We start from the raw sequence: 26,126 nt of genomic DNA on the forward strand, positions 1-26,126 counted from the left end.
CCCCCTACAAGAAAAAGCCCGCATCAGCGGGCTTTTGCTTAGAAACGGAAGACTTCCGTATCGATCTTGATCGGTTCCGCCACCGGAATCTTCGGCCCGGCAGCGGCGGGGTCCTGCGGTTTGGCTTTGGCCACTGGAGGCTTCTTGCGCGGCGGCTCGGGGGTAGGCTCAGCTGCAGCGATGGGTTGAATAGCCACAGCCAGTTCAGCCGCCAGACGTTGCAGCAAGACACTCTGTGCCTTGACCTGTTCGGCCATGGGCCCACCGTGCGCTTCTTCCAAACGAATCAGCCGGCTGTCGCGCAGTTGTCCGCGGCGGTCGAGCAAGCGCCACTGAGCTTCCAGCACGGCAGGTTGAGTCGGGCCGGAATCCAGGCGGGTAATGGTCAGCATGACCTGAGCATCGGCACTGAAGCCTGGTGCCGCCGGGGCTAGAACCAGGCGCTGGCTATCCAGGCGCCAGGCCAACTGGCGCAGCATCTGCTGGTCGATATCGTTGGCCAGACCGCTGGCCCAGCGGGCATCATGCGCGGCCACCAGGCTGCCATCGGCCTGACGTTGCAGCAGATTTTGCTGGCGCAGGTAATCGGCCACGCTGATCGGGCCGACCAGTACGGTCACACCGTTGTCCTGGGTCGGCGTCACGGCGCTGCCGCTATCGAGTTGGTAAAGAGGAACCGGCTTCTGCTGCAGCAGACTGCAACCACTCAATACGAGCAGCGTGGTCAGAAGCAGAGCCACAGGGCGTACTACAGTCATCATTAATTCCAGGCAGCCGCTTCTGGGGCAGCTGCATATCGATCCCATATCATGCTGTGGGGTCATTTGTGCATGACCCGGGGCGCGTATCATCCGTCAAACCGCGCTACGACTCCAGCCTTGCCTGCTGGCTGGTAGCGCGGATATCCCGGACGAACGGGGCGTGTTGCCGACGCTATTCCACCAGCAGCTGGTCGACGCGCTGGAAGCCTCGCGGCAGCTTGTTACCGCGGCGGCCGCGCTCGCCCTTGTAGTGCTCGAGGTCGTCGGCTTTCAGTGTCAGGGTACGCTTCCCGGCCTGCAAAACCAAACTGGCGCCGCTGGGCAGCACGGCCAGATCGGTCAGATATTCCTCACGCGAGGCTACGCGCTCGCCGGGAATGCCGATGATCTTGTTGCCCTTGCCTTTACCCAGTTGTGGCAGATCGGTGACCTTGAACAGCAGCAGGCGACCTTCGGTAGTCACCGCGGCCAACCAGTCGTCGTCCAGGTTACTGACTGGCTTGGGTGCGACCACCTTGGCGCCGTTGGGTAGAGTCAGCAGCGCCTTGCCCGCCTTGTTCTTGGCTTGCAGATCCTCACCCTTGACCACGAAACCGTAACCAGCGTCGGAGGCGATCACGTACAGGGCGCTGTCTTCCGGCAGCATCACGCATTCGAAGGTCGCCCCTGGTGGTGGCGTCAGACGACCGGTCAGCGGTTCGCCCTGGCCGCGAGCCGACGGCAGGCTGTGGGCGGCGAGCGAATAGCTCCTGCCTGTGGAGTCGATAAACACCGCGTACTGGTTCGAGCGCCCCGGCGCGGCGGCCTTGAAGCCGTCGCCAGCCTTGTACGACAGGCCGGTGGCGTCGATGTCGTGACCCTTGGCGCAGCGAACCCAACCTTTTTCCGAGAGCACCACGGTGACCGGCTCGGTCGGCATCAGCTCGGTTTCCGAGAGGGCCTTGGCCTCGGCGCGGGCGACGATCGGCGAGCGGCGGTCATCGCCGTACTTCTCGGCGTCCTCGATGATTTCCTTGCGTACCAGCTTCTTCAGCTTGGCTTCGCTGCCGAGCAGGGCCAGCAGTTTTTCGCGTTCCTTGGCCAGCTCGTCCTGCTCGCCGCGGATCTTCATTTCTTCCAGGCGCGCCAGTTGACGCAGGCGGGTGTCGAGGATGTAGTCGGCCTGCACGTCGGTCAGGCCGAAACGCTCCATCAACACCGGCTTGGGAGAATCCTCGGTGCGGATGATGCGGATCACCTCGTCGAGGTTGAGGAAGGCGATCAGCAAGCCTTCCAACAGGTGCAGGCGCTTTTCCACCTTGTCCAGGCGGAACTGCAGGCGGCGGCGCACGGTGCCGACGCGGTACACCAGCCACTCGCTGAGCAGGGTGCGCAGGTCCTTGACCTGTGGCTTGCCGTCGAGACCGATGACGTTGGTGTTGACTCGGTAGCTGGACTCCAGATCGGTGGTGGCGAACAGGTGGGTCATCAGTTCGTCGGCATCGACACGGTTGGAGCGCGGGATGATGACGATGCGGGTCGGGTTCTCGTGGTCGGACTCGTCGCGCAGGTCGGCGACCATCGGCAGCTTCTTGGCCTGCATCTGCGCGGCGATCTGCTCCAGTACCTTGGCCCCGGAAACCTGGTGCGGCAGGGCGGTGACGACGATATCGCCGTCCTCGATGCGATAGACGGCGCGCATGCGTACCGAGCCGCGGCCGGTCTCGTAGATCTTCAGCAGATCGGCCTTGGGCGTGATGACTTCGGCTTCGGTGGGGAAGTCCGGCCCCTGAATGTGTTCGCACAGCTGCTCGACCGTGGCGCCCGGCTCGTCCAGCAGGCGTACGCAGGCGGCCGCTACCTCGCGCAGGTTGTGCGGCGGCACGTCGGTGGCCATGCCCACGGCGATGCCGGTGGTGCCGTTGAGCAGCAGGTTGGGCAGGCGCGCCGGCAGCGTCGCCGGCTCGTTCATGGTGCCGTCGAAGTTGGGTACCCAGTCGACGGTGCCCTGGCCGAGTTCGGAGAGCAGCACTTCCGAATAGCGCGACAGGCGCGCCTCGGTGTAGCGCATGGCGGCGAAGGACTTGGGATCGTCCGGTGCACCCCAGTTGCCCTGGCCGTCGACCAAGGTGTAGCGGTAGCTGAACGGCTGCGCCATCAGCACCATGGCTTCGTAGCAGGCGCTGTCGCCGTGCGGGTGGAACTTGCCAAGCACGTCACCGACGGTACGCGCGGATTTCTTGTGCTTGGAGTCGGCGTCCAGGCCCAATTCGCTCATGGCGTAGATGATGCGCCGCTGTACGGGTTTCAGGCCGTCGCCGATATGCGGCAGGGCGCGATCCATGATGACGTACATGGAGTAGTTGAGATAAGCCTGCTCGGTGAAATCGGCGAGTGACCGGCGTTCAACGCCTTCCAGGCTCAAATCGAGGGATTCGCTCATGCGGGCCTCATTGCAAGGTTGATTGGCGCAGCACCAGGGTGCCGCCCTTCTGACTGAATTCGAGTTGTTTCAGGGCACTCATGCCCAGCAGCACTTCGTCGCCGTCCATGCCTGGGGCGATCAGTGCGGCGACGTCACGTAGTTCGATATCGCCCAGACGCAGGCTGTCCAGGCGTGTGCGATGCCCGGTAGCACGGCCATTGGCAGTGCTGATGATGATCGGGGCGCCGCGTTGCAGGCCAAGACGCTCGGCCACCGCGCTGGGTATTGCCACCTGGGTGGCGCCGGTGTCGAGCAGAAAGGTCACGTCATTCCCATCGATCTGGCCATTGACCAGGTAGTGACCCTGACGACTGCTGGCCAGGCTCACCTCGACGAAACCATCGCCATGCACCGACTGCGGCGTCTGGTTGGGGTTGCGCTGGCGGTCTTCCCAGTTACCGAAGAAGTGCGTGGCCAGCAGCAGGCCGGCGCCCCAGGCGAGCACCAACATCACTCGTCCAGCACGACGGCCTGGCGTCTGTTCGCTCACGGGCGCCGGCTCCAGCCGCCCTTGGGCGCGGCAAAACGCCAGACGATGGGGCGTTCTTCGCCATCGGCGCGGGTCTGGCTGCCATTGTCGACGCCGATCCAGGCGCCCTCCTTGTCGATCCACAGTGCTTCGGCCATGCCGTAGTCCGGTGCGTAGCGGCGTGGTTCGCTCAGGGCTTCGCTGGCGAACGACCAGCAGATTTCCGCGACACCGTCGCTCAGGGTGCGCCGGCAGACACGGTGGGCCTGACGCTCCAGGGTAAAGAGCTTTTCATCGAAATAGGCAAGGCCGGAGAAGTCGCGTGGTGCCATATGGCCGCCGAGCGCTTCGGGCGACGCCTCGTCACCACTTTCGCTGGTCAGCACGCAGCCGCCGGTACAACGCCAGCCGCTGCCGCGACGATGCAGTACAGTGAGGCCGCGGCGGCGCTGTTCGGCAGCCAGCCACAGGCGATCACCGGCCGGATCGATGGCGATGCCTTCGAAACCCTGGTTGAAATGCAGCAGCATGCCGCTGGCGCGCGCCTGGCGCACCAGCCCGCTGGGCAGGTTGAGCCACTGGGCGTTGCCGTTGCTGCTCACCTGCAGCACGGCGGCGCGGGTTTCACTGACCAGGTAACGGTTGCCTTGTGCGTCGCACGCCAGGCCCTCGAAATCCAGTGCGCCACCGCGTACCAGGCCGGCCACCCAGTTGCGCATGCGCAGGCCCCAGGGCAGAGCGCTCTCGGGGGGCTCGGGAGCAACAAAGGTTTCTGCTTCGGCGCGCAGCAGGCCTTCTTCGCGATGCAGTTGATAGAGGCGATCGTCGTCACGGTCGGAAACTGCCCACAGCGTTTCGCCGCACAGGGCCAGGCCGGACAGGTTGCCGCCCGGCATTTCCGTCACCGGGTATTCGGCCTCCAGCTTGAGCTCTTCCAGCACCACTGGCTCGGCGTTCGCGACGCCGGCCAACAGACCGAGTGCAAGGAGGTGATTACGCATCAGGCCAGTACCTCGGCCAGGTTGCCCTTGGTTTCCAGCCAGCTCTTGCGATCACCGGCGCGTTTTTTCGCCAGCAGCATGTCCATCACTTCGCGGGTACCTTCGAAATCATCCAGGGTCAGTTGCACCAGACGTCGGGTGTTGGGGTCCATGGTGGTTTCGCGCAACTGCGGCGGGTTCATCTCGCCGAGGCCCTTGAAGCGGGTGACCTGTGGCTTGCCGCGACGTTTCTCGGCTACCAGGCGGTCGAGAATACCGTCGCGCTCGGCGTCGTCCAGGGCGTAGAAGATTTCCTTGCCCAGGTCGATGCGGTACAGCGGCGGCATGGCCACGTAGACGTGACCGGCATCCACCAGTGGGCGGAAGTGACGCACGAACAGGGCGCAGAGCAGGGTGGCGATGTGCAGGCCGTCGGAGTCGGCGTCGGCGAGGATGCAGATCTTGCCGTAGCGCAGCTGGCTCAGGTCGCTCGAGCCGGGATCGATGCCGATGGCCACGGCGATATCGTGCACCTCCTGCGAGGCCAGGACTTCGCTGCCGTCCACTTCCCAGGTGTTCAGGATCTTGCCGCGCAGCGGCATGATGGCCTGGAACTCCTTGTCGCGCGCCTGCTTGGCACTACCGCCGGCCGAGTCGCCCTCGACCAGGAAGAGCTCGCAGCGCAGCGGATTCTGCCCCGCGCAATCGGCCAGCTTGCCGGGCAGCGCCGGGCCTTGAGTGATCTTCTTGCGCTCGACCTTCTTGCCGGCCTTGAGACGACGGCCAGCGTTGCTGATGGCCAGTTCGGCCAGCGCCAGGCCGGTTTCCGGATGGGCATTGAGCCACAGGCTGAAGGCATCCTTGACCACGCCGGAGACGAAGGCGGCGGCTTCGCGCGAGGACAGGCGCTCCTTGGTCTGGCCGGAGAATTGCGCGTCCTGCATCTTCATCGAGAGAACGAAGGCAATGCGTTCCCAGACGTCTTCCGGGGCGAGTTTCACGCCACGCGGCAGCAGGTTGCGGAACTCGCAGAACTCGCGCATGGCATCGAGCAGGCCCTGGCGCAGGCCGTTGACGTGGGTGCCGCCCTGCGCGGTGGGGATCAGGTTGACGTAGCTTTCCTGCACCGCGTCGCCGCCTTCAGGCAGCCACAGCAGGGCCCAGTCCACGGCTTCCTTGTTGCCAGCCAGACTGCCGACGAAGGGCTCGGCCGGCAGACGCTCGAACTCGCTGACGGCATCGACCAGATAGGAGCGCAGGCCGTCCTCGTAATGCCACTCGACCTTCTCGCCCGAGGCCTTGTCTTCGAAGCTGACGTTCAGGCCCGGGCAGAGTACGGCCTTGGCCTTGAGCACATGCTTGAGGCGGCTGATGGAGAACTTGAAGGAGTCGAAGTATTTGGCATCCGGCCAGAAATGCACGCTGGTGCCGGTGTTGCGCTTGCCGACGCTGCCGATGACTTCCAGTTCGCTGGCCTTGAAACCGTCGGCGAAGCTCATCTGGTATTCGTTGCCGTCACGCTTGACGGTAACCACCACGCGGGTCGACAGGGCATTGACGACGCTGATGCCGACGCCATGCAGACCACCGGAGAACTGGTAGTTCTTGTTGCTGAACTTGCCGCCGGCATGCAGCTTGGTAAGGATCAGCTCCACACCCGGCACGCCTTCTTCCGGATGGATATCCACCGGCATGCCGCGGCCGTCGTCGATCACCTCCAGCGAGTTGTCCTCGTGGAGGATTATCTGGATCGACTTGGCGTGCCCGGCCAGGGCTTCGTCGACGCTGTTGTCGATGACTTCCTGGGCCAGGTGGTTGGGGCGTGTGGTGTCGGTGTACATGCCCGGGCGCTTGCGCACCGGGTCGAGGCCGGAAAGGACTTCGATGGCGTCTGCGTTATAGGCGTTCTGCTGGGCCATAGGGTCTCTTGGTCGTCAATTGAATGCGGAAAAGTCGGTATCGCGCCAAAGTGTGGCGTTAATGCCGGCAAAAGCGAAGAGTGTCGGCAGGCGTTCGGCGAAGCCCTGGAAGCCATGGTCGCCCCCGGCCTGGATGCGCAGGGCGCAGGCGCGGTAGTAACGCTCGGCGTCACGGTAGTCGAGGGTTTCGTCGCCGGTCTGTAGCCAGATCTGGTAACGCGTCGGGTCGCTCGGCGGCGCGACGTCGAGTTCGGCCAAGGCCTGGACGTGATCTTCGGTAAGGTCCCAGGTCTCGTCGCTGTAGTAATTCTTCTGTGGGCCCAGATAGCCGTCGAAACGCAGGTGCGGCTGCACGGCCGGGTTGATCAGCAGCGCCTTGAGCCCATGCTGTTCGGCCAGGTAAGTGGCGTAATAGCCACCCAGGGAACTGCCCACCAGCACCGGCGCGCCGAGTTCGCTGATCAGCGCCTGCAACTGGGCGATGGCCTGACGCGGATGATGATGCAGGGCCGGTACGCGCAACTGGTTTTCCAGACCCAGGTGGGCCATGGCGCGGCTCAACTGGCTGGCCTTGTGCGAGGCTGGCGAGCTGTTCAGGCCGTGTATATAGATGATGGATGCGGTCATGGAGCGGGAGGCTACTCGTCCGGGGCCTCAAGCTGCAAGCTTCAAGCTGATTGGGGGTATGTCAGTAACCCTTGACGCTGTAGTCCACTTCGAAATGGATGCCGGTGACGCGCGATACACCGGTATCCAGCTTGCCGTCGGCATGCAGGCGCAGCCAGCGATAGCCGGGGGCTTCGCTGTCCACCTGAAACTCCTCGCTGCCCGGCGCAAACTGCACGCAGGTCGAAGGCGAGGCCAGCAGGCGCAGATTACCGCGCTGCTGGTCGAACTCCTGATGGATATGCCCCCAGAGCACGGTGCGCGCCTGCGGGTAGCGGTCGAGCACGGCGAACAGGGCGTCGGGGTTGCGCAGACCGATGGGTTCCATCCACTTGCAGCCGATGGAGACCGGATGGTGGTGCAGGCAGATCAGGTGATGGCGTTGCGGCGCTTCGCTGAGGGCGCGTTCGAGCAGTTCGAGTTGACTGTCGGCAAGAAAACCGGGCACCGCGCCGGGGATCGAGGAGTCGAGCATGACGATGCGCCAGGCGCCAAGGTCGATTACCGGCTCCAGCAGCTCGCTGCCCTGGCAGGCGGCCTGCATGGGGGGGATTTCGTCATGGTTGCCGGCCAGCCAGCGGATTGGTGCGTCGATGGCTGAGGTGAGTTGGCGAAAACGCTGATACGACGCTTCGCTGCCATCCTGCGAAAGATCACCTGTAGCCAGAATCAGATCGATCTGCGGCTGCTCCTGCAGGACCCGTTCGATCACCCGCTGCAGGCTGTCGCAAGTATCCATGCCCAGCAGCTTGCCGTCCGCTTCGGCGAACAGATGGCTGTCGGACAACTGCACCAGCAGTACCGAGGAATCAGTGGATTGGGTGGGCAGGCTCGGCAAGACCGTCTCCTAGGGTGCAATCGGGTGAATTATGGTGGTTGCCGCAGTAAAGGGAAAACCCGGGAAGCAGACGCAGGTCACAGAAAAAACGCCAGAAGCGCTTTTTGCCGTGATTCGCGACAGTCGTCAGGCAGTGCGGGCCATCCAAACAATACAACGCCGCGCTATCGGCCAGGCAGCGAAAAGCTTGATCGCCGCCTTACATCACCGGCTGCGGTTCGTGCCCACAGGCCAGGCAATGGCTCAGCCATTCGCCGAGGAACAGGTTGAGCTGACTCTTTTCGTCCGGTTGATGCATCGCCGCGTTGGGGTAGGGGTAGCGAATATGCAGGCGACGCGCGTTCTCTGCGCTGACGACCTCGGCCATACGCGCATCGTGATAGACCCGCACTTCCAGCTGCGGCACCGGCAGCCAGGGCAGGCTGTGTTCCTGGCGCACGCACAGGGTGGTGGTGTAGGGACAACTTTCCAACACGTCCAGCGCCAGCACGCCGAGCAGATGCTCACCCTGGCTCAGCGCCACGCGGCGGCTTTCCGTGTGCTCGCGCATGTTCGGCAGCAGGCGCATCAGGCGCGCATAGTTGGCCTCGCAAGCTGCTTGCAGCTCGACCAGGTCGACCCGATAGCGCTCGCGTAGCAGATTCACGACCACATACCCCGCACTTCGTCGCGGTTCAGCGCCAGCCATTGCAGGGCGATGATGCTGGCGGCGTTGTCGATACGCCCGTCGCGCACAGCGGCCAGGGCATCCTCCAGCGGCATCACCTGTACCCGGATGTCCTCGCCTTCTTCGGGCAGACCATGCACACCGCCGGCACCTTCACTGCTGCAGCGACCGACGAACAGGTGTACGCGCTCGTCCGAGCCTCCAGGCGAAGGGTAGTACTGGGTGATCGGCCACAGCGACGTCAGGGGCAGATCGGCTTCCTCGATGGCTTCGCGACGCGCGACCTCCTCGGGCTCCTCGTCCTTGTCGATCAGGCCGGCCACCAGTTCCAGCAGCCAGGGGTTTGCGCTCTTGTCCATGGCACCGACGCGAAACTGCTCGATCAGCACCACTTCGTCGCGCTGCGGATCGTAAGGCAGCACGCATACGGCGTCGTGACGCACGAACAGCTCGCGGGTCAGCTGCGGGCCCATGTTGCCGGCGAACTGGCGATGGCGCAGCTTGATCCGGTCGAGGCGGTAGAAGCCGCGAAAGCAGTTCTCGCGCTCGATGATGTCGATGTCGTCTTTGCCCATGGCAGCTCCCCAGATAGTCGTAACGGGCCAAACTGCGGCCCGTTACCTGTCACACTAGCGAGCATAGCGCTGCCAGATCAAGCTTCCATGACTGCCTGCTACACGCGTTGGTAGAGTTGGCTGCCTTGCGCCTTGAATTCCTCGGCCTTGGCCTGCATGCCTTGCTCGGCATCCAGATCGACGGCGTCGATACGCTGCTCCTTGGCGTACTCGCGTACTTCCTGGGTGATCTTCATCGAGCAGAACTTCGGCCCGCACATGGAGCAGAAGTGTGCCACCTTGGCCGAATCCTTCGGCAGCGTCTCGTCGTGGAAGGCACGGGCGGTGTCCGGGTCGAGGCCGAGGTTGAACTGGTCTTCCCAGCGGAACTCGAAGCGCGCCTTGCTCAGGGCATTGTCGCGAATCTGCGCGCCGGGATGCCCTTTGGCCAGGTCCGCTGCGTGGGCGGCGATCTTGTAGGTAATGATGCCGGTCTTCACGTCATCCTTGTTCGGCAGGCCCAGGTGCTCCTTGGGCGTGACGTAGCAAAGCATGGCGCAGCCGAACCAGCCGATCATCGCCGCGCCGATGCCGCTGGTGATGTGGTCATAGCCCGGTGCGATGTCGGTGGTCAGCGGGCCGAGGGTATAGAACGGCGCCTCGTCGCAGCACTCCAGCTGCTTGTCCATGTTCTCCTTGATCAGTTGCATCGGCACGTGGCCGGGGCCTTCGATCATGCACTGCACATCGTGCTTCCAGGCGATCTTGGTCAGTTCGCCGAGGGTTTCCAGTTCACCGAACTGCGCTTCGTCGTTGGCGTCGGCAATCGAGCCTGGACGCAGGCCATCGCCCAGCGAGAAGCTGACGTCGTAGGCCTTCATGATTTCGCAGATGTCTTCGAAATGGGTGTAGAGGAAGTTTTCCTTGTGGTGCGCCAGGCACCACTTGGCCATGATCGAGCCGCCGCGCGAAACGATGCCGGTGACGCGCTTGGCGGTCATTGGCACATAGCGCAGCAGTACGCCGGCGTGGATGGTGAAGTAGTCCACGCCCTGCTCGGCCTGCTCGATCAGAGTGTCGCGGAACAGCTCCCAGGTCAGGTCTTCGGCGATGCCGCCGACCTTTTCCAGCGCCTGGTAGATCGGCACGGTGCCGATCGGCACCGGCGAGTTGCGGATGATCCACTCGCGGGTTTCGTGGATGTGCTTGCCGGTGGACAGGTCCATCACCGTGTCCGAGCCCCAGCGGATGCCCCAGGTCAGCTTGGCCACTTCTTCTTCAATCGAGGAGCCGAGCGCCGAGTTGCCGATATTGCCGTTGATCTTCACCAGGAAGTTGCGGCCGATGATCATCGGCTCCAGCTCCACGTGGTTGATGTTGGCTGGGATGATGGCGCGGCCGCGAGCGACTTCGCTGCGTACGAACTCGGGGGTGATCTCTTTCGGGATGGCAGCGCCGAAGCTGTGGCCTGCGTGCTGTTCGCCCAGCAGACCGGCTTCACGCGCCTCGGCCAGCTTCATGTTTTCGCGGATGGCGACGTATTCCATCTCGGGCGTGATGATGCCTTTCTTGGCGTAATGCATCTGGCTGACGTTGTGCCCGGCCTTGGCCCGGCGCGGGTTGCGCACGTGGGCGAAGCGCATCTTGGTCAGCTCGGCATCGTTGAGGCGGCGCTGGCCGAACTCGGAGGACAGGCCCGGCAGTTTCTCGGTGTCACCGCGGTCTTCGATCCAGGCACTGCGCACATCGGCCAGGCCCTTGCGCACGTCGATGGTGACGTTCGGGTCGGTGTAGGGGCCGGAAGTGTCGTAGACGGTGACCGGGGCGTTGATCTCGCCACCGAAGTCGGTCGGTGTCACGTCCAGGCTGATCTCGCGCATCGGCACGCGGATATCCGCTCGTGTGCCTTGTACGTAGACTTTCTGCGAACGGGGGAAGGGCTGTACCGACTGTTGGTCGACCTGGGCGCTTTCGCTCAGGTTCTTTTGTTGTTGTGTGCTCATCAAGGCTCTCTCCGGGATAGATGTCGGAGTTGGAACCTGAGCGGACGAAGGGCGCGAGATACACCGTGGGCGGTGTCGAGAGGACTCGCCGGTCTACTGGCGAGGACATCTTGTTCCCTACGCAGGCCTTAACCTGATCAGGTTCAACGGGATCCGGCAGCTGCCAATCTCAGCCCCGCATTTGGGGCACCCCGACAAGAACTCGGGCAGTCTAAACAAGCTGGTGGGAGAAAACCAACTCGGTGGTCAATAAATATCGACCCGTGCGTCGGAAAGCGACTGCTCGCGCTGCTGGTGGCGGATTGTTCCCGACGAGCAACATAGCTTGCCGCCAGCTAGACTGATGCCGTCCATGGCGCGCTTGACCCCCGACTGTGGCGACCCGTAGCCTTGCCGATTACCGCCTATTCAAGGATCGACATCCATCATGTTGCGCAGACTATCCCTGGCAATCGCCGTGGCCGCCGCTTCGGTGGGCCTGGTTCAGGCCGAAGAGGCCCCGCTGTCGAGCAAGACCGACCTGGTCACCGTGTATCAGGAAGCGGCGAAGAACAATGCCGATATCGCCGCCGCGCGCGCCGATTATCAGGCGCGCCGCGAAGTCGTACCGCAGGCGCGTGCCGGCTTGCTGCCCAACCTGTCCGCCGGTGCCAATTACGGCGACACGCGCACCGAGGTTGATTCGCCCAGCGTGACGCTCTCGCGCAGTGGCCTGGTCTATCAGGCCAACCTCAGTCAGCCGCTGTTCCGTGCCGACCGCTGGTTCCAGTTGCAGGCTGCCGAGGCCACCAGCGAGCAGGCTTCGCTGGAGTTGTCTGCCACTGAACAGAATTTGATTCTGCAGAGCGCCGAAACCTATTTCGCCGTGTTGCGTGCGCAGGACACCCTGGCCTCGACCAAGGCCGAGGAAGCGGCATTCAAGCGTCAGCTGGACCAGGCCAATGAACGTTTCGATGTCGGCCTGTCCGACAAGACCGATGTGCTCGAAGCGCAGGCCGGTTTCGATACGGCCCGTGCCAACCGCCTGCTCGCCGAGCGTGCAGTGGATGACGCCTTCGAAGCCCTGGTGACCCTGACCAACCGCGATTATCTGGCCGTCGAGGGGATCGTCCACACCCTGCCGGTGCTGGCGCCGACGCCGAATGATGCCAAGGCCTGGGTCGACACCGCCGCGGCACAGAACCTCAACCTGCAGGCCAGCCTTTACGCTGTGACGGCTGCCGAAGAGAATCTGCGCCAGCGTAAGGCCGGTCATGCGCCGACTCTGGATGCCGTGGCCAGCTATCAGCAAGGCGATAACGACAGCCTGGGGTTCACCAATTCCGGCTCCTTTGGTGCGCCGCGTTACAGCGGCGACGTCTCGCAGCGCTCCATCGGCTTGCAGCTGAATATCCCGCTGTACAGCGGCGGTCTGACCAGCTCGCAGGTGCGCGAGGCCTACCAGCGCCTCGGCCAGACCGAGCAACTGCGCGAGAGCCTGCGTCGCCAGGTAGTGCAGAACACCCGCAACCTGTTCCGTGCGGTGAATACTGACGTGGAAACCGTGCAGGCGCGTCGCCAGTCGATCATCTCCAACCAGAGCGCGCTGGAGGCCACCGAGATCGGCTATCAGGTCGGTACCCGCAACATCGTCGACGTGCTCGACGCCCAGCGTCAGCTGTACAGCGCCGTGCGCAACTACAACGACGCGCGCTACGACTACATCCTCAACAACCTGCGCCTGAAGCAGGCCGCCGGCACCCTCAGTCCGGCCGACCTGGAGGCGCTGGGCAGCTTCCTCAAGCCGGACTACAACCCGGACAAGGACTTCCTGCCGCCAGATCTGGCCTCTGCCGCCGAAGACCGCCTGCAGAACAATCAGGATTTCTGAACCGTTCGCAGCAAACTAAAAGCCCGACTCGCGTCGGGCTTTTTGTTTCGGCGATATGGCACGTAGGGTGCGCTGCGCGCACCGATCGGGTTGGCGGTGCGCACGGCGCACCCTACCCCTGTTTGATCCGAACTAAATCAGGCGACGTAACCCACTCAGCAAGCGCTCCAGCGCGCCCTGGTTGGCCTTGAGCACGCTCAGGCCCGCCCGGCTCATGCGCTGCATCTCGCTCGGTTCGTTCAGCAGCGCCGCAACCTTGTCCGCCAACTGCATGGCGTTTTCCACTTCGCTCAGGGCACCGGCTTCACGCAATTGCGCGGCGATTTCCAGGAAGTTGAACAGGTGCGGGCCGCTCAGTACCGGCTTGCCGAGTGCGGCTGGCTCCAGCAGGTTATGGCCGCCGTTGGCCACCAGGCTGCCGCCGACGAAGGCGATATCCGCCAGCGCATAGAGAAACAGCAACTCGCCCATGGTGTCGCCGAGCAGCACCTGGTCACCGGCTTGCACGGTTTCACCCGCTGAGCGTCGGCGCGTCGTCAGTCCCTGGCTCAGGCAGAGTTCACTGACCGAGTTGAACCGCTCTGGATGGCGCGGCACCAGGATCAGTAGCGCATCGGGGTGATTGCCGAGCAGTTGGCGATGGGCGGCAAGGATGATCTCGTCCTCACCAGCATGGGTGCTGGCGGCAATCCACACCGGGCGCTGCTCTGCTTGCCACTGACGGCGTAACTCGACCGCGTGCTGCAGCAGCTCGGCATCGATCTTCAGGTCGAACTTGATCGAGCCGGTGACCTCCACACAGCCAGGGCGAGCGCCCAGGTCGAGAAAACGCTGCGCCTCGGTCTGGGTCTGCACGGCGATCAGCGACAGTTCGGCAAGCATCGGTGCGGTGAGTTTGCCAAAGCGCGCATAGCCGCGTGCCGAACGCTCGGAAAGGCGCGCATTGGCCAGGGCCACCGGGATACCGCGCTTGGCGCACTGATGGATGTGGTTCGGCCACAGCTCGGTTTCCATCACCACGGCTAGGCGTGGTTGCACACGGTTGAGAAAACGCGCGGCAGCCCAGGGCAGATCGTAGGGCAGGTAGCAGTGCTGCACGCTTTCACCGAACAGTGCCTGGATGCGCTCGGAGCCGGTCGGCGTCATGCAGGTCACGGTGATCGGCAACTCGGGATAGTTCGCCTGCAGCGCACGAATCATCGGTGCGGCGGCAATGCTTTCACCGACCGATACCGCATGTACCCAGATGCCGCCTGGTTTCATTGCCGGCAGGCCGAGGGAGAAGCGTTCATTGATACGCCGCGCATAAGCCGGTGCCTTGCGTGCGCGCAGGGCCAGACGCAGGGCAATCAGTGGCAGGGCCAGGTGCAGCAGCAGGGTGTAGAGAAGTCTGTTCATGGGGGCGCAGCTTAGCAGGCTGTTGAAAAACTATCTGCGTTGCCACTGCTGCGTTAAAAACAGGCTCAAAGTGCTCATTTACAGCTCGTAAACTCCGCTTTTTCGCCTGTTTTGGCCTTGCATTGGCTACCTCGCCTACGTTTTTCAACGGCCTGCTATCGCCGCCGGTCATCCTCTGGAAGCGCGATCATGCCTGCGGGCGCAGCAGTTCGCGCGCCAGGCAGTCGGCCAGCCAGTTGGCAGCGGGGCCGAGCGCGCCGTCGCGACGGCAGACCAGTTCCACCACCAGCGGCAGCGGCGCCCAGTCGCTGCGCAGTTCCTGCAGGTGGCCCTGGTAGGTCGGGTACTGCGCCACATGGCGCGGTAGCCAGGCCCAGCCCACGCCACGTATCACCAGCTCGGCCATGACGTAGAAGCTGTCGGCGCGCCACACCAGTGGACTGATCTGCTCGCCGCCGGGGTAATGGCTGTCCTGCGGCGTCATCAGCAGTTGACGATGTTCGGCCAGGTCGCGACGTTCCACGCTGCCGAGTTCGGCCAGCGGGTGTTGCGGGCTGCATACCGTGACCATCTCGATGGTGCCCAGGCGCTGGCTTTCCAGTGCGCGTGGCATCTGTTCGTGATGAAACAGCAGGCCAAGATCGGCCTGGTGCTGCAGCAGCTTGCGCGCCACGTCGCCCTGGGCGCCGCTGGAAAGCTGCACTTCGAGCAGGGGGAAGGCGTCGGCCAGTGCTTCCAGGCTGGCCAACACCGGCTGGTAGGGCATGGCCTCGTCCTGCGCCAGTCGCAAGCGCGCCTCCTCGCCACGTGCCAGGCCCAGCGCGCGGCCATCGAGGCGCTCGCACTGCTGCAACACGCTGCGGGCCTGCTCCAGCAGCGCCGCGCCTGCCTCGGTCAGCTGTGGCTGGCGACCGCTGCTGCGTTCGAAGAGGGTGACGCCAAGATCGCTTTCGAGCAGGGCGATGGCGGTGCTGACCGCCGATTGCGCGCGTCCGGTTTGCCGAGCTGCAGCAGAAAAGGAGCGGCTCTCGGCGGTACGGACGAACAGTTGCAGTTGATCGAGATTCCAGTTCATGGCTGACCTATCTCAAAAGCAGATAGGTAATGACTTTATCCCATCATGGAAGAACTTAGAATTGTGGCCATCTTTCAGGAGTCGCCATCATGCCCGGATACCTCTATCTCGCCATTGCCATCGCGGCCGAAGTGGTCGCCACCACCTCGATGAAGGCTATCGACGGCTTCAACAAGCCCTTGCCGCTGTTGCTGGTGATCGGCGGTTACGCGATCGCCTTCTGGATGCTGATTCTGGTGGTACGCACCATCCCGGTGGGCATCGCCTACGCCATCTGGGCAGGGTTGGGCATCGTCCTCGTCAGCATCGCGGCGATGTTCATCTACCAGCAAAAGCTCGATCTGCCGGCCGTGCTCGGCATGGGGCTGATCGTCAGTGGCGTGGTGGTGATTCAGCTGTTCTCGCAGTCGACCGGGCACTGATGGGCCGCGGGCGAGGGAGCTGACGGGTTATACTGCGCGCCTGTTTTTCGCCGAGGCCCGTTCATGTCCCAGTCTCTCAGCACCGATGTCCTGATCGTCGGCGGCGGTATCGCCGGCCTCTGGCTCAACGCGCGCCTGCGTCAGCAGGGTTTCTCCACCGTTCTGGTGGAGCGCGGCAGCCTGGGCGGCGGGCAGAGCCTGAAGTCGCAGGGCATCATCCATGGCGGCGCCAAATACGCCCTGCATGGCGCGCTGACCGGTGCCTCCGAGGCCATCGCCGATATGCCGCGCCGCTGGCGCGAGGCGCTGGCCGGTAACGGCGAGCTGGATCTGTCCGGTGTGCGCATTCTTTCCGACGCGCATTACCTGTGGTCCCCCGGCACCCTGGCCGGCAACCTCACCAGCTTCTTCGCCAGCAAGGCGGTACGGGGGAGGGTCGATCAGGTCAAGGGCGAGCAATTGCCGCCCGCGCTGCAGCATCCTAAGTTCAAGGGCAAGGTCTATCGCCTGGCCGAGCTGGTGCTCGATGTGCCGAGCCTGATCGCGCGTCTGGCCGAGCTGGCGGGTGACAGCCTGCTGGCCGCCGAGCGTATCGAACCGCTGCAGGAAGACGCTGAGCTGTGCGGGCTGATCATCGACGGACGCGAGATTCGTGCGCAGCGTGTGGTGCTCAGTGCCGGTGCCGGCAATGCCGAGCTGCTCGCCGCACTGGGCGTTGAGCAGCCCGCGCAGCAGTTGCGCCCGCTGCATATGGTGCTGGCCAAGGGGCCTGCATTGAAGCCGCTGTACGCCCATTGCCTTGGTGGCGGGCCGAAACCTCGGGTCACCGTGACCACCCATCCGGCGGCCGATGGCCAATGGGTCTGGTACCTCGGCGGCGATCTGGCCGAAGCCGATGGCGTCGCCCGCGACGAGGCGGCGCAGATTCAGGCCGCACAGAAGGAAATGGCAGCGTTGTTGCCCTGGGTCGACCAGAGTCAGACACGCTGGGCCACGTTGCGCGTGGATCGCGCAGAGCCCGCGCAGTCGGGCCTGGTGCGTCCGGACAATGCCTTTCTCGCCGAGCAACAGCGTCTGCTGGTGGGCTGGCCGACCAAGCTGGCGCTGGCGCCGGACTTCGCTGACCGCGTGCTGGCCGCGCTGCAGCGCGATAACCTGCAGCCTGCTGGCCATGTCCCGTTACCCGAACTGCCACGCCCAGCGCTGGGGCAGCCAGTGTGGGAGGCGCTGCTGCCATGAGCACGCTGCACGATCTGCATCGCTCGCTGGGCTGCACCGGCCTGCGGGTTTCGCCGCTGGGCCTGGGCACGGTCAAGCTGGGCCGTGACCAGGGCGTCAAGTACCCCAACGGCTTCACCATTCCTGACGATGCGCAGGCCCTGGCCTTGCTGCAGCAGGCCCGCGAGCTGGGCATCAATCTGATCGATACTGCGCCGGCCTACGGCATCAGCGAGCAGCGCCTCGGTCCGCTGTTGCGTGGCCAGCGTGATGAGTGGGTGATCGTCAGCAAGACCGGTGAGGAGTTCGAGCAGGGCCGATCGCACTTTGATTTCTCCCCCGCACATACTCGCCTCTCAGTCGAGCGCAGCCTCAAGCGCCTGGAGACCGATCGTATCGATCTGCTGCTGGTGCACTCCGACGGCAACGATCTTGCCGTGCTGCGCGAGACAGGTGTGTACGAGACGCTGGCCGAGCTCAAGCGTGAGGGCAAGATCCTTGCCTACGGGATTTCCGGCAAGACCGTCGAGGGTGGGCTGCTGGCGCTGGAACAAGGCGACTGTGCCATGGTCACCTATAACCTGAGTGAACAGGGCGAGAAGCCGGTGTTGGACTACGCTGCCAGTCACGCCAAGGGCATCCTGATCAAGAAGGCGCTGGCCAGCGGGCATGCCTGCCTGGCCGAGGGTGTCGACCCGGTGCGTGCCAGCTTCGAGCTGATCTTCAGCCACCCGGGCGTCAGCAGCGCCATCGTCGGCACCATTACGCCCGCGCACTTGGCGGCCAATGTCGCGACTGTCGCGGCGGTTTTACAGGGCATCCGCTGAGTCCCCGGTCACGTCCTCTTACAGCCTTGGGTTGTACTGGGTGGTCGGCTTGGGGCAGCCTTGAGCGGTTTTCGCTTCAACCTGACCCTCGCGTGAGCGCTGGCTGCCGAGCCGTCTCATGCCCAGCCGGAACAAGGAGTCGAGATGCCGCGTACGCTGATCCGCAAGGACCCGAGTAACTTCAAGACCCTGCCGCTGTTCGTCGAAGCCAGCCCGGATGGGCTGAGCTACCAGAGCCTGGGGCAGCCGCTGAATTTCCAGCAGATGCTCGAACGCCGCCGCCCGGTCGAGGTGGCGGACAGCTCGCGGTTTTCCGTCGAGCTGGCCAACCTCGGCGTCTCGGTGCGTCTGACCCTGCGCCTGCATGGCCGTGATTACTGGTTGCTGGTGCGCCAGCGGCGGCCGGATCGCGGCGACACCGTGCTCAAGCTGATTTCCGGCTATGTGCCGGCGCATGAGCTGAATCTGCCGCTGCTCACCGCCATTCAGGAAGTCGCCGAGGAGTGCCTGCTGGAGAGCGCCGATGGCTGGCTGAGCGGGCGTTTTGCCGATACCTGGTTGCCCACGCCCTATCAGGGCGCGCTGCGTTATCGCGAGTCGAGTCATTTTCGCCTCAGCCCGCTGTCCGGCGCTGCGCGGCCCGTGCAGTGTGGCAACCTGACCTTGCTCGAGCGCCCGCGCGCCTACGTGCACCTGCCTACCGCATCCTTGCAGCTGGTCTACGACCTGAGCCTGGAGCTGCCGCGTGATGCTCGTCAGCTGAGCCTGTTCCATGTCGACGAATGCCTGGAAGACGGCCGCCTGGTGGCGCGTCTGGAGCGTCGTCGGCCGGATATCTACTTGTTGGCATTGCAGCGCGGCGTGCCCAGTGGAGGTCTGTTCACTCTGCGCAAGGGCGAGCTGCTACCTGCCAGTACCCGAGGGGTGTGGCTGTCGGAGAGTTTTGCCGAACAGGATGGCTGGCTGGTGCGGGACGAACGGATTCGCTGGAAGGACTGGCTGCAGCGCTACGGTGTAAAGACGCCGCAGCGGCGCGCATTGGCCAGCGCTTGAGTGACGCCGGGCCTCAGTGCGCCCGGCTGTCGTGCATGCGCGTCAGTTGCCGCTCCAGTAGTGCCGGATAAGGATCGAGCAGGCGCTCCACGCAGCTGGCTCCTTCCGGGCTGGCAATCGGGCGAATGCGGGCGCGCTGGCGGGCCAGAGCATCCTGCGCGACGCGTTGCTCGACCAGCAGCAGATTGCGGCTGTGTTGCGACAAGGCCAGGGCGTCCAGGGCGCTGTCGCTGAGCAGCAGGTCGGCTTGGCCCAGCTCTTCCAGATCACTGCCCAGGGTCAGGCCCAGCTGCAGTTGCAGGGTGATGCCGCTGTCGGCGACCTCGATCTGCAGGGCGTGGCCCAAGGCGCGCATCAGCTCGCCACAGCAGATCGCGTGGGTCAGGTAATCCTCGCCGCATTCACGCTCGTGGAACAGCATCAGGCTGCTGCCGTCCTTGAGTGTATGAAGCTGACCCTGATAGAGGGCAGCAGCCTGTTCCAGGCAACCCCGATAACGATCCAGCAGGTCCAGCAGGCGCGTGCGCGGCAGGCGACGCAGCTGCTCCTGGGCGCCGAGTTGAATGGCCAGTACGGCACTCGCCTGCGATGGGCGCGGAGCCTTGGCGATCGGCGCAGGCGCCTCGGACTCGTCACGCAGGTCGGCAAAGGGATCATCCGGCTCTATCGTGTCAGGCCAGGGCTTGAGCGGCTCGTCATCGTCTTCACGCAGGTCTGCTTCGTCGAAGTCATGCTCGGCGCGGGGCTCTTGCGGTTCGTCGAAGCGCTCGTCGTCCTCGTCATGCAGATAGTCCTCGCTGTCATCCTCCAGCAGCGGCTCGTCATCGAGTTCCGGCTCGGGCTCCGGCTTTTCCGGTACCAGGCGCGCCTGTAGCTGGCGCGCTAGATCACCGATCTCGTCGTTGCGTCCGGCGCCCGGTGCAGGGTCGTCCGGGTCGCGCAGCCACAGGCGCATCTGCAGCAGTGGGGTGGAAATATGCCGGCCGAGGCGCATGCTCAGTGACAGTGTCAGGGCCAGCAGAATCAGGCTGAGAATGCCCATGCTCTGCAGGCTGATGGTCATCGGTTGCTGGAACTGGCTCATGTCCAGGCTGATGCGCAACTGCCCGGCCATCACTTCCTGGAAGGTGATGGGGGTGGTGTACAGACCCTCGGTCTCGCCCAGCACACTGCGCGTCGGACGGGCACCTGCTTCGGCGAGGATGCGATTGTCCACGCTGTAGATGGCCGCATGGGCTACCAGCGGGTTCTTCGCCAGGTTGTTCAGCAGTACGTTGAGGCTGAGGATGTCGTTGGACACCAGCAGTTCGGTGGCCGAGGCCGCCGTCTGGGTGATCAGCGCCTGACCCAGTGCATCGGCCTGCTGCTGCATGGCTTGCTTGAACTGCATGCCCATGACCCACGCATAGATGACCATGGCCAAGGCCACCAGCAGCAGGCTGTGGCTGGCGATGCGCAGCACCAGAGGCACCCGCCGCTGACGCAGCGCGTGGAAGATCATGATGAAGAAGTTATCGGGTTTGACGGGCGCGGGCCGGTTCACAGAGCACGGCTCTTGTCGACTGAAGTTGCCGCGCAGTATAGCGAGCGCCCTGGGGCGGGCAAAGCGCATGGCTGCCCGGATTGGCGGGAAACTGGGTAGAATGTGCGCCTTTTCGTCGGTCAGTGGTCAATTCGCCGCTTGCCTGCCTCAATCGTTTGCCTTGGAGGGTGCGTCTTGCGCGAAATCGTCCTGATCAATATCACCGGCGAGGATCGCCCCGGACTTACCGCAGCCATCACCGGCGTGCTGGCTCAGGGCGGGGTGAACATCCTCGATATCGGCCAGGCGGTAATCCACGACACCCTGTCCTTCGGCATCCTCATCGAGATTCCTGACAACGGCCACTCCCAGTCGGTGCTCAAGGATCTGCTGTTCACCGCCTACGAGCTCGATCAGCAGGTACGTTTCACCCCGGTCTCCGAAGACGACTACCGCCAGTGGGTTGGTGGCCAGGGCAAGGCGCGCCATATCGTGACGCTGTTGACGCGCAAGGTCAGCGCCGAGCAGTTGCAACGGGTCAGCGCGATCACCGCCAAGTACGGCCTGAACATCGATCATATCGACCGCCTTTCCGGGCGCATGCCACTGGACATGCCGGCCGAACAGGGCAAGGGCTGCATCGAGTTTTCCGTGCGTGGTGAGCCGGCCGATCCGGTCGCCCTGCGCGCCGAATTCCTCAGTGTGGCGCAGGAACTCAACGTCGACATCGCCTTCCAGCGTGACTCGGTGTTCCGCCGTAATCGCCGTCTGGCAGTGTTCGACATGGATTCGACGCTGATCGAGGCCGAGGTGATCGACGAGCTGGCCAAGGCTGCCGGTGTTGGCGAGCAGGTAGCCGAGATCACCGAGCGCGCCATGCGTGGCGAGCTGGATTTCCGCGCCAGCTTCAAGGAACGTCTGGGCTTGCTGCAGGGCCTGTCGGAAGACGTGCTGGAAGAGATCGGCGCGTCCCTACGTCTGACCGAAGGCGCCGAGGTGCTGTTCGCTGAACTCAAGCGCCTGGGCTACAAGACCGCGATTCTCTCTGGCGGCTTCACTTACTTTGCCAAGCAGCTGCAGGCCAAACTGGGCATCGACTACGTGTTCGCCAACGAACTGCAGATCGAGAACGGCAAGGTCACCGGCGTGGCCGTCGAGCCCATCGTCGACGCGCAGCGCAAGGCGGATCTGTTGCGTGAGCTGGCGCAGAAGGAAGGTTTGCAGCTGGAGCAGACCATCGCCGTCGGCGATGGCGCCAACGACTTGCCGATGCTCGGGCTGGCCGGTCTCGGTGTGGCCTTCCGCGCCAAGCCGCTGGTCAAGCAATCGGCCAAGCAGGCGATCTCCACCCTGGGGCTGGACGGCATTCTCTATCTGCTCGGCTTCCGTGACCGTGAGGGACAGGAATAAATACCAGCGCTGCGTCGGATATGAAAAAGCCGCCTGTTCAGGCGGCTTTTTTGTCGGTGGAATTTATTCGTCGCCGGCCGAGAAGTCGTAGTCCATCGACTGGCTCGGGCCCTGCAGGTAGTAACCCTGAATGAAGTTGACTCCGGCCTGCCACAGCGTGGCCAGTACGCTGGCACTTTCGACGAAGGGCACGATAGTCAGCTTGGCCTGGGCATGCAGGCTGCTGAGCAGGGTTTTCAGCGCTTCCTGGTTCTCTGCATTGCTCAGGTCCTGGGAGAACGAGCCGTCGACTTTGACGAAGTCCACTTGCAGGTGTTTGAGCGTATTGAACGGGTTCAGCGCACAGCCGAACTGGCTCAAGGCCACCTTGCAATGCAGTTCCGCCAGACCCTGGGTCAGCGCCTTGGCCTGCTTCAGGTAGGCGATGGCGTCCGGTTCGCTGAACTGGAACACCAGCGAGTCCGATGGCAGGCGCGCGGCTTTGAGTGCCACGCTGAGCCAGGGCAGCAGCGTCTGGTCCTGCAGGCTGGCGCTGGACAGGTGTACGAATAGACGGGTGTTATGGCCTCTAGAGCGGTGGTCTGCCAGTAGCTTGATCGAGTTGAGGATTACCCAGCGGTCGATCTTCTCGCCGAGGCCGGCATCCTTGGCGGCGGCGAGAAATTCCATTGGCGGCACCTCTGCACCCTGCGGATTGAGAAGGCGCAGCAGCACTTCATAGTGTTCGTGAGCATCGCCACGCAGGCTGATGATCGGCTGGAACAGCAGTCGGAAGCTGTTGTTCTCCAGTGCCTGCTGCACCATCGCCAGCAGGCTGCCGCGGTTGGCTGCTGCGGCGAGTTCATCGGCCGGGTTGAACACTTTGATGGCATTGCCGTCACTGAGCTCGTCGGCGCAGCGGTGCGCGCGATCGAGGACTTCCTGCGCCTTGGCGGTTTTCTCGCTAAGGCCGGCGACGCCAATCGACAGGGTGGTCTGCGCGGTGCGGCCGCTGACATCGAACAGGTGGGCTTCGACCTTCTTCAGCAGGGGCGCCAGGCTGGCTTGGCACTGCTCGGGCGTCTGGCCCGGGAGCAGGGCGGCGAACACGTCGTCACCGAAGCGGGCCAGTTGAGTGTCCGCCGGGAAATGTGCGCGCAGCAGGCCGGCCAGGTCGGTCAACAGCAGGTCGATACCGGCCAGGCCGATCTCGCCCTGCATGCTGGCATAGCGGTCGACACGGATGTACGCCAGGGTCGAGGGCTGACCGGTGTTGACGGCGCGCTCTGCGGCGCTGTCCATCAGCTCGAGGAAGTGATTGCGGTTGAACAGGCCGGTGACCAGATCCTGGCTGCTGATCTCGCGCAGTTTCTCTTCCAGTTCGGCATTGGAGGTTTCCGCGCGGATCACCACCTGAATGCACGGTTCGCCATCATAGGTGGCGGGGGAGAAGGTCATCTGCGCGGCGAAGCTGCTGCCATCGGCGCGTACGCCCTGGCAATTGAGCTCGGCATTGCCTTCGGCGCTCTGGTAGTTTTTCAGGAAATCCTTGAACGCAGCGTGATCGGCACTGGCGATCAGGTCGATCATCGGCATGCCTTCCAGCTCTTCACCATCTTCGTAGCTGAACAGCTCGAGATAGGCACGGTTGGCATAGATGTGCATGCCGTCGTGGACGTAGGTGATGGCGTCTACCGAGCTTTCCAGCAGCAGCTGGCAGCGCTTCTCCGCTTCACGCAAGGCCACTTCGGCGGCACGGCGGGCGCGACGTTCCTCGAGGTTGGCCAGCTCGCGCTTGGCCACCAGCACCAGACGCTCGTCCTCACCTTGCGGCAGGGCGTCTTGCGCGCCGAACAAGAGGGCTTCGGTGATGATCTCGGAATCATTTTCCTCGACCAGCTGGATGACGGGGATGTCCTTGGCCTGGCGGCGGATGGCACTGATCGCCTCGCCAGGATCGAGATGCTCGCTGCTCGCTGCGCAGATCAGCAGGTCCCAGGTCTGTTGCAGTGTCTCTGCCAGGTCATCGCTGGAGGTCAGACGATGCACACGAGTGGCATGCCCGGCGTTGCGGAACAGACTGACTAGGCGCTCTGCTTCGTTCTGCGAGTCTTCGAGAATCAGCAGGCGGATGGTTTTTTTTTCGATGGCCATAGAGGGGTCATTACCGCGCCGAACGGACGCGAAAAGGCGACAAATGGTGAGTTCGCCGGAGCCTACAGCGACTTCCAGAGCGAGTCAAAATCTTCCTCCCCCGCAGGCTTCTGGCTTTGCGAGGCTGTGACCGGTGTCCCGGGCGCACCTTCTTCTTCGCCTACGCGGCGATACTCGAACTGGCTGAAGCTGCCGGTGCTGACCTGTCTGCGGGTCAGTAGCGCGCGGTGTTCTTCGCCGTGGTCGTTGATCAGGACCTTGCTGCCCTCCTGAAATGGCAGGCGTGGGGTGATTAGGCTGGCGGGGCGAGAAATGGCGCTGATTTCCGGTAGCAGCAGGGCGCGCAGAAACTGGCTGTTCTGCTCGGCTTTGCGCAACAGTTGCAGGCCGCAGGGGCGGGCGTGCGGTGCGATCAGCTCGATACCCATCTGCGTGCCGCCGCCGCGCACTTGGCGAATCCAGCGCACGATGGCCACGCTCCAGCCCTGGCTGGGGTTGTCTTGTACGCCTAGCAGTTCACCGGCCTGCAGTTGGCTGGGGACGTCCTTGGGCCAGGACAGGCAATAGCCACCTGGGCTGTGATTGACGATGGGCAGGGGGAAGGTCGGGTAACTTTCGCCATTGCTCTCAGGCTGCGCCTGCTCACCGGGGGTTACCTTGGTGTACTGAATCTCTTCGAAGTGGATTTCGTCAGCCGCATTGCGCTGGGCATCGAAGGCGTTCGACCAGACATCAGGCTCGCCCGTGGAAGGCTTGAATACCGCAGCGCCCAACTCTACCGGGCGTTTCAGCACTTCAGCGAACGAGCAGCGTCCGGAGAGGAAGAAATGCAGCGCGGTCATACCGATGCACAGGGTCAGGCTGCCTTGCCCCGGCGTGCGCTGGAAGGTGCGCTCGGCGATGTCGCCCCAGGCTGCGGCAACGTGCTGCAGCAGATCGAGGGTAATGCCCTCCGGAATCATCAGGCGCGATTTGCTGCGCTCTTCTTCGGGAAGTTCCAGGTATTCCTTGATGGCATCGACCAGCGGCTGCGTATCGATGCCCAGCAGGTTGTGCAATTCGCTGCTCTGATACAACGACTTGTAGCGCGGCGGGCCGTCGACCTGCGGCGCCAGCACGAACAGGCTGTCGGCATGGTCGCCTGGCTGCAGCTTGACCAGCGCGCTCCAGGGCTCCAGCGCTTGCGCCAGGCGGGCGATGCCGTTCTGGCGCATCTGGTTGGTGCGCGCGCAGCCGAGTAGCAGTGCGGTCACGTAGGTCTGCTCGGTGCTCAGGCCCTGAGTATGGCGTGCCAGTGGGTCGCGAATGACCTGGCGCTGCAGGCGCTGCTCGCAGGCAATCTGATAGAGCTGATGCAGCTCCAGCCAGAGCCCTTCCGGAACCGGGCAGTAAAGCTGACTGGCACGAATCAGCGGACTGCACAGGCTGTGGCTGGCGCGCTGCAGGGAGACGGCGAGCAACTGGTCGCGATCTTTGCCGCTGCGGGCGATCACGCGGGAAATGATCAGCTTGTAGCCGACGGCCAGGTGGTTCTGCAGCGCCTGGCACAGATTGGCCACCTTGCGCGGGCGCTCGTCGAGAACGATGGCCTGGTTGAGAAAGTGACGCTCCAGGTGTTGGCAGACGAAGCTGACTTCCGGGCGCAGCAGTTCGAGCAACTGCAGGCGATTTTCCGAGGGGGTGAGGAATTGATTGAGTTCCACCAGGCTCTGATACAACTGGCGTGCAGTTTCACCGATGTTCGCCTTGGGCAGGCCTGCGATCCAGCGTTTCAGATCGCGGGGGCTGCCGTCGCAGAAACTGAGGCTCTGCTTGCTCGGCGTGGGAACGCGCAACAGTTGAAGGTGGGTACTCTGTCTATCCATCAAACTCGGATA

At 63.8% G+C, this 26,126-nt stretch carries 21 protein-coding genes and 1 riboswitch; of the genes, 6 read left to right on the forward strand and 15 right to left on the reverse strand.

The window, feature by feature from the left end; all coding sequences use genetic code 11:
• Nucleotides 1-38: 38 nt before the first annotated feature.
• The 10 genes from JWV26_RS13825 to thiC form a co-directional block, all read right to left on the reverse strand.
• On the reverse strand, nucleotides 39-761 hold the full coding sequence (locus JWV26_RS13825; RefSeq protein WP_072423310.1) for a PqiC family protein: 723 nt from the start codon (nucleotides 759-761) through the stop codon (nucleotides 39-41).
• Between the two features lie 172 nt (nucleotides 762-933).
• Nucleotides 934-3,183: a DNA topoisomerase IV subunit A gene (gene parC / locus JWV26_RS13830; RefSeq protein WP_206417093.1), complete on the reverse strand. Its 2,250-nt coding sequence runs from the start codon at nucleotides 3,181-3,183 to the stop codon at nucleotides 934-936.
• A gap of 7 nt (nucleotides 3,184-3,190) precedes the next feature.
• Entirely contained in the window at nucleotides 3,191-3,676 is a 486-nt protein-coding gene (locus tag JWV26_RS13835) for a retropepsin-like aspartic protease family protein (RefSeq protein ID WP_394327881.1), read from the reverse strand.
• A 35-nt stretch (nucleotides 3,677-3,711) separates the two neighbouring features.
• A complete protein-coding gene (locus JWV26_RS13840; protein ID WP_206417094.1) occupies nucleotides 3,712-4,695 on the reverse strand; it encodes an esterase-like activity of phytase family protein in 984 nt (327 codons plus the stop codon).
• The gene (gene parE, locus JWV26_RS13845) at nucleotides 4,695-6,593 is read right to left on the reverse strand and encodes a DNA topoisomerase IV subunit B (RefSeq protein WP_206417095.1); all 1,899 of its coding nucleotides are present in this window, start codon (nucleotides 6,591-6,593) and stop codon (nucleotides 4,695-4,697) included. Before parE ends, JWV26_RS13840 begins: the two co-directional genes overlap by 1 nt.
• 15 nt (nucleotides 6,594-6,608) lie before the next feature.
• Nucleotides 6,609-7,220 carry a YqiA/YcfP family alpha/beta fold hydrolase gene (locus JWV26_RS13850; protein ID WP_206417096.1) on the reverse strand — a complete coding sequence of 204 codons (612 nt, stop codon included), beginning with the start codon at nucleotides 7,218-7,220 and terminating at the stop codon, nucleotides 6,609-6,611.
• A 61-nt stretch (nucleotides 7,221-7,281) separates the two neighbouring features.
• Nucleotides 7,282-8,097 carry a 3',5'-cyclic-AMP phosphodiesterase gene (gene cpdA / locus JWV26_RS13855; RefSeq protein WP_206417097.1) on the reverse strand — a complete coding sequence of 272 codons (816 nt, stop codon included), beginning with the start codon at nucleotides 8,095-8,097 and terminating at the stop codon, nucleotides 7,282-7,284.
• 199 nt (nucleotides 8,098-8,296) lie between these two features.
• Complete coding sequence (locus JWV26_RS13860; RefSeq protein WP_021487849.1) at nucleotides 8,297-8,749, reverse strand: DUF1249 domain-containing protein; 453 nt, start codon at nucleotides 8,747-8,749, stop codon at nucleotides 8,297-8,299.
• Nucleotides 8,740-9,339 (reverse strand): NUDIX domain-containing protein, encoded by a 600-nt coding sequence (locus tag JWV26_RS13865; protein WP_021487850.1) that lies wholly within the window; start codon nucleotides 9,337-9,339, stop codon nucleotides 8,740-8,742. Before JWV26_RS13865 ends, JWV26_RS13860 begins: the two co-directional genes overlap by 10 nt.
• 98 nt (nucleotides 9,340-9,437) lie before the next feature.
• Nucleotides 9,438-11,321: a phosphomethylpyrimidine synthase ThiC gene (thiC, locus tag JWV26_RS13870; protein WP_206417098.1), complete on the reverse strand. Its 1,884-nt coding sequence runs from the start codon at nucleotides 11,319-11,321 to the stop codon at nucleotides 9,438-9,440.
• Between the two features lie 97 nt (nucleotides 11,322-11,418).
• Nucleotides 11,419-11,525: riboswitch (TPP riboswitch) on the reverse strand.
• Nucleotides 11,526-11,748: 223 nt separating this feature from the next.
• On the opposite strand from thiC, the gene JWV26_RS13875 reads away from it, so the two are divergent.
• The gene (locus JWV26_RS13875; protein WP_072423302.1) at nucleotides 11,749-13,191 is read left to right on the forward strand and encodes a TolC family outer membrane protein; all 1,443 of its coding nucleotides are present in this window, start codon (nucleotides 11,749-11,751) and stop codon (nucleotides 13,189-13,191) included.
• 132 nt (nucleotides 13,192-13,323) lie between these two features.
• Here the strand turns inward: JWV26_RS13875 and waaA are convergent, their stop codons facing one another.
• Together waaA and JWV26_RS13885 are read right to left on the reverse strand one after the other, a co-directional pair.
• Nucleotides 13,324-14,589 carry a lipid IV(A) 3-deoxy-D-manno-octulosonic acid transferase gene (gene waaA, locus JWV26_RS13880; protein WP_206417099.1) on the reverse strand — a complete coding sequence of 422 codons (1,266 nt, stop codon included), beginning with the start codon at nucleotides 14,587-14,589 and terminating at the stop codon, nucleotides 13,324-13,326.
• Between the two features lie 187 nt (nucleotides 14,590-14,776).
• Nucleotides 14,777-15,664, reverse strand: coding sequence for a LysR family transcriptional regulator (locus tag JWV26_RS13885; RefSeq protein ID WP_206417100.1), 888 nt, complete (start codon nucleotides 15,662-15,664; stop codon nucleotides 14,777-14,779).
• An 89-nt stretch (nucleotides 15,665-15,753) separates the two neighbouring features.
• Between JWV26_RS13885 and JWV26_RS13890 the strand changes: the two genes are divergently transcribed.
• The 4 genes from JWV26_RS13890 (at nucleotide 15,754) to JWV26_RS13905 (ending at nucleotide 19,184) form a co-directional block, all read left to right on the forward strand.
• Nucleotides 15,754-16,086 (forward strand): DMT family transporter, encoded by a 333-nt coding sequence (locus JWV26_RS13890; protein ID WP_021487855.1) that lies wholly within the window; start codon nucleotides 15,754-15,756, stop codon nucleotides 16,084-16,086.
• A gap of 63 nt (nucleotides 16,087-16,149) precedes the next feature.
• On the forward strand, nucleotides 16,150-17,325 hold the full coding sequence (locus JWV26_RS13895) for an NAD(P)/FAD-dependent oxidoreductase (RefSeq protein ID WP_206417101.1): 1,176 nt from the start codon (nucleotides 16,150-16,152) through the stop codon (nucleotides 17,323-17,325).
• Nucleotides 17,322-18,131 carry an aldo/keto reductase gene (locus JWV26_RS13900; protein ID WP_206417102.1) on the forward strand — a complete coding sequence of 270 codons (810 nt, stop codon included), beginning with the start codon at nucleotides 17,322-17,324 and terminating at the stop codon, nucleotides 18,129-18,131. The genes JWV26_RS13895 and JWV26_RS13900 overlap by 4 nt, the downstream gene beginning before the upstream one ends.
• Nucleotides 18,132-18,275: 144 nt before the next feature.
• Nucleotides 18,276-19,184: a metal ABC transporter ATPase gene (locus tag JWV26_RS13905; protein WP_093048372.1), complete on the forward strand. Its 909-nt coding sequence runs from the start codon at nucleotides 18,276-18,278 to the stop codon at nucleotides 19,182-19,184.
• A gap of 13 nt (nucleotides 19,185-19,197) precedes the next feature.
• On the opposite strand, the gene JWV26_RS13910 is transcribed toward JWV26_RS13905, so the two are convergent.
• Nucleotides 19,198-20,727 carry an AhpA/YtjB family protein gene (locus JWV26_RS13910; RefSeq protein WP_206417103.1) on the reverse strand — a complete coding sequence of 510 codons (1,530 nt, stop codon included), beginning with the start codon at nucleotides 20,725-20,727 and terminating at the stop codon, nucleotides 19,198-19,200.
• A gap of 174 nt (nucleotides 20,728-20,901) precedes the next feature.
• Here JWV26_RS13910 and serB point away from each other — a divergent pair, with 174 nt between their 5' ends.
• Nucleotides 20,902-22,116, forward strand: coding sequence for a phosphoserine phosphatase SerB (gene serB, locus JWV26_RS13915; protein ID WP_093048378.1), 1,215 nt, complete (start codon nucleotides 20,902-20,904; stop codon nucleotides 22,114-22,116).
• Nucleotides 22,117-22,179: 63 nt separating this feature from the next.
• On the opposite strand, the gene JWV26_RS13920 is transcribed toward serB, so the two are convergent.
• Together JWV26_RS13920 and JWV26_RS13925 are read right to left on the reverse strand one after the other, a co-directional pair.
• Nucleotides 22,180-24,249: an EAL domain-containing response regulator gene (locus tag JWV26_RS13920; protein WP_074913795.1), complete on the reverse strand. Its 2,070-nt coding sequence runs from the start codon at nucleotides 24,247-24,249 to the stop codon at nucleotides 22,180-22,182.
• A 62-nt stretch (nucleotides 24,250-24,311) separates the two neighbouring features.
• Entirely contained in the window at nucleotides 24,312-26,114 is a 1,803-nt protein-coding gene (locus JWV26_RS13925; protein ID WP_092379742.1) for a molecular chaperone, read from the reverse strand.
• Between the last annotated feature and the right edge of the window lie 12 nt (nucleotides 26,115-26,126).

This window comes from Ectopseudomonas toyotomiensis, from assembly GCF_017167985.1.
Taxonomy (GTDB): domain Bacteria; phylum Pseudomonadota; class Gammaproteobacteria; order Pseudomonadales; family Pseudomonadaceae; genus Aquipseudomonas; species Aquipseudomonas toyotomiensis.